The sequence below is a fragment of the Holdemanella sp. genome, assembly GCF_056804935.1.
In genome coordinates, this window is the sequence record NZ_DBMEXE010000115.1 from 2,033 (window position 1) to 5,113 (window position 3,081).

Annotated in this window: 3 protein-coding genes; all 3 read left to right on the forward strand. The window is 31.8% G+C overall.

Annotated features, from left to right (window positions below; all coding sequences use genetic code 11):
- Positions 1–823 (forward strand): glucosaminidase domain-containing protein (locus tag ACZQCL_RS06185; protein ID WP_482482274.1); only part of this gene is annotated, 823 nt, incomplete at its 5' end.
- Positions 824–995: 172 nt separating this feature from the next.
- A complete protein-coding gene (locus ACZQCL_RS06190) occupies positions 996–2,690 on the forward strand; it encodes a phospho-sugar mutase (RefSeq protein WP_482482276.1) in 1,695 nt (564 codons plus the stop codon).
- A 14-nt stretch (positions 2,691–2,704) separates the two neighbouring features.
- Positions 2,705–3,081 (forward strand): sugar phosphate nucleotidyltransferase (locus ACZQCL_RS06195; RefSeq protein WP_482482278.1); only part of this gene is annotated, 377 nt, incomplete at its 3' end.

A 3,081-nucleotide genomic window follows, 5' to 3' on the forward strand; every position in this document is an offset into this window, starting at 1 on the left:
AACTGGTCAAGCTAAGCGCCTAGAAGCTATTCAGATGCAGTTGACTGGAAATGCGAAGAATCAATATGATTTGTACTATCGAGTTCATGCTCAGAATTTTGGCTGGTTAGGTTGGGCAAAAAATGGTGAATCAGCTGGTACTGCAGGTTATAGTTATCGTTTAGAAGGTATTCAAATTGTATTAGTACCTAAAGGTGGAAATGCGCCTGGTAGTACATCAAAACATTACTATAACAAGGGCTATGCACCTGATGATGAAAATATATATTTGCCCATAATGGGATCTACACAGACAAGTGTAGATCAAATGGTTCGTTATTATAATGCGAATACTTCTGGATATGATACATTCAAATCTAAATATGATGGCAAATACGATGGTTCTTTAGCTAAAGGTGGAGCAAGTACTATTAATCAGTTTGCTCAGATTGTTTATGAAGAAGCAATCGCAGAAGGTGTAAAGCCAGAAGTTGTATTTACGCAATGTATGAAAGAAACTGCATTCTTAAAATATGGTGGAGAAGTAAATCCAAACCAATACAATTTTGCAGGTATTGGAGCTACAGGCTCGGTTCATGGTGCAACTTTTGAAAATGTACGTATGGGTATCAGAGCACAAGTACAACATTTAAAAGCTTATGGATCTTTGGACAAACTTATTAATCAGTGTGTTGATCCAAGATTTAATTTAGTATCTCGTGGTAGTGCTAAATATGTAGAATGGCTAGGAAAAAAGGAAAATCCAACTGGTTCTGGTTGGGCAACTTCAAAGAACTATGGACATGATATAGTAAATATGATAAACGTTTTATTAAATAAATAGATTGAGTTTAGAATTAATTCTGAACTCTTTTTTTATTACTGTGTCATTTTGCCTTTTGATTAAATATATGTTAAAATTTTTCCGTTAAAAAGATATTTAGAGAGTATTACAAGTATAAATAATTTATAATGCAATCCCTGATATTTCTTTTGTGTATATAGAAAGGTAATATATGGATTATTTAAAGATATATACCAATTGGGCTAATGATAATTTTTTTGATGAGGATACAAGAAAAGAATTAAAATGTATAACTTCTGAGAAGGAAATAGAAGATCGATTTTATAAAGAATTAGAATTTGGTACTGGTGGACTTCGAGGAATTATGGGTGCTGGTACAAATCGTCTAAATAAATATACAGTTGGCAAAGTAACTTTAGGTTTAGGACATTATTTAATGGATGCCTATGGTAAAGAAGAATGTATTGAACGAGGGATCGTTATTGGTTTTGATACAAGAAATAATAGTAAAGAATATGCTAGAGTAGTAGCTGATATTTTAACGGGATTAGGATTAAGAGTATATCTAATGAAAGATGCCAGACCAACTCCACAGTTGAGTTTTTCTGTGCCTTATTATAAAGCTTTAGCTGGAGTTGTTTTAACAGCAAGTCATAATCCTAAGGAATATAATGGATATAAGGTTTATGATGAATTTGGATGTCAATTGGTCCCAAGTCAGGCTGATCAAGTGATTCAATATGTGAATGAAGTGAAGGATTATCATTCAATAGATTTTAAAGGAAATGATACATTACTTACTTTTATTGATAATACAGAGGAATTTGTTTCAGAAGTATTTAGGCAACAGCGTATTAAAAATGAAATAATAAAGAATAATTTAAATGTTGTATATACTCCATTACATGGTTCAGGAAAAGTGCCTGTTTCTATGATTTTAAAAAGAGATGGATTTAATTGTGTTGAATTAGTAAAAGAACAGGCAAATGATGATGGTAATTTTTCTACGGTTAAATCACCGAATCCTGAAGATAAGGAAGCTTTAACTTTAGGTATCGAATTAGCTAAAAAATTAAATGCGGATATTGTATTAGGTACAGATCCAGATTGTGATCGTGTGGGTATCGCGGTTAAAGATGCGAATAATGAATATAAATTATTGACAGGAAATCAAATTGGTTCATTACTAATGGATTTTATTATTCGCCACACAGATTTAAGTGAGTTAGAGAAACCTGCCATTGTTAAAACAATCGTTACTTCTGAATTAGGGGCAAAGATTGCAGAAAAAAATGATATTGAAGTTTTTTCAACATTAACAGGATTTAAGTTTATTGGTGAGAAGATTACTCAGTTTGAAAAGGCAAAAGATCAAGATGATTTATCAAGAAACTTTGATTATTTGTTTGGATATGAAGAATCTTATGGGTATCTTTGTGGGACTCATGCTAGGGATAAAGATGCTGTAGTTTCTAGTATGTTGATTTGTGAGATGGCTGCACAAGCCAAGAGTCAAAATAAGACATTAATCGATTTATTAAATGATATTTATAATGAATATGGTTACTATAAAGATGTTTTAGAGAGTTTCACATTAAAAGGAAAAGATGGTATTGAAAAAATTAATACGATGATGAGCATTCTAAGAAAGGAATGTCCATTTACGGATGTTGAGAAAATATCGGATTTTAATAAAACAACTTTTGAAGAGCATGGTTTTGGAACATATCCAATTTCAAATGTATTGAAATATGAATTAAAAGACGGTTCATGGGTAGCTGTTAGACCTTCGGGAACTGAACCTAAAATTAAAATTTATTATAGTATTAGAGGAAATGATGAATCGGATGCGAATGTTCGATTTGAGATGATTCAGAATTTAATTAAAACAAGAATGGGATTATAGGAAAGGGGTATATTATGCATATTATTTTACTTTCAGGAGGTAGTGGAAAACGTTTATGGCCATTATCTAATGATGTTCGTAGTAAACAATTTATAAAATTATTTAAGAATGAAAATGGAAAGTATGAATCTATGGTACAAAGAGTGTATCGTCAAATTCAAACTGTGAATTCGGATATGGAAGTGACGATTGCGACGAGTAAATCACAAGTGAGTGCGATTCGTAATCAATTAGGAAATAAGGTTTCCATTTGTTTAGAGCCTTGTAGAAGAGATACATTTCCAGCAATTGCTTTAGCGGCTGCTTATCTAAAAGATGTACAGGGATTAAGTGAAGAAGATTGTATCGCCGTTTGTCCAGTGGATCCTTATGTAGATAATACTTATTATCA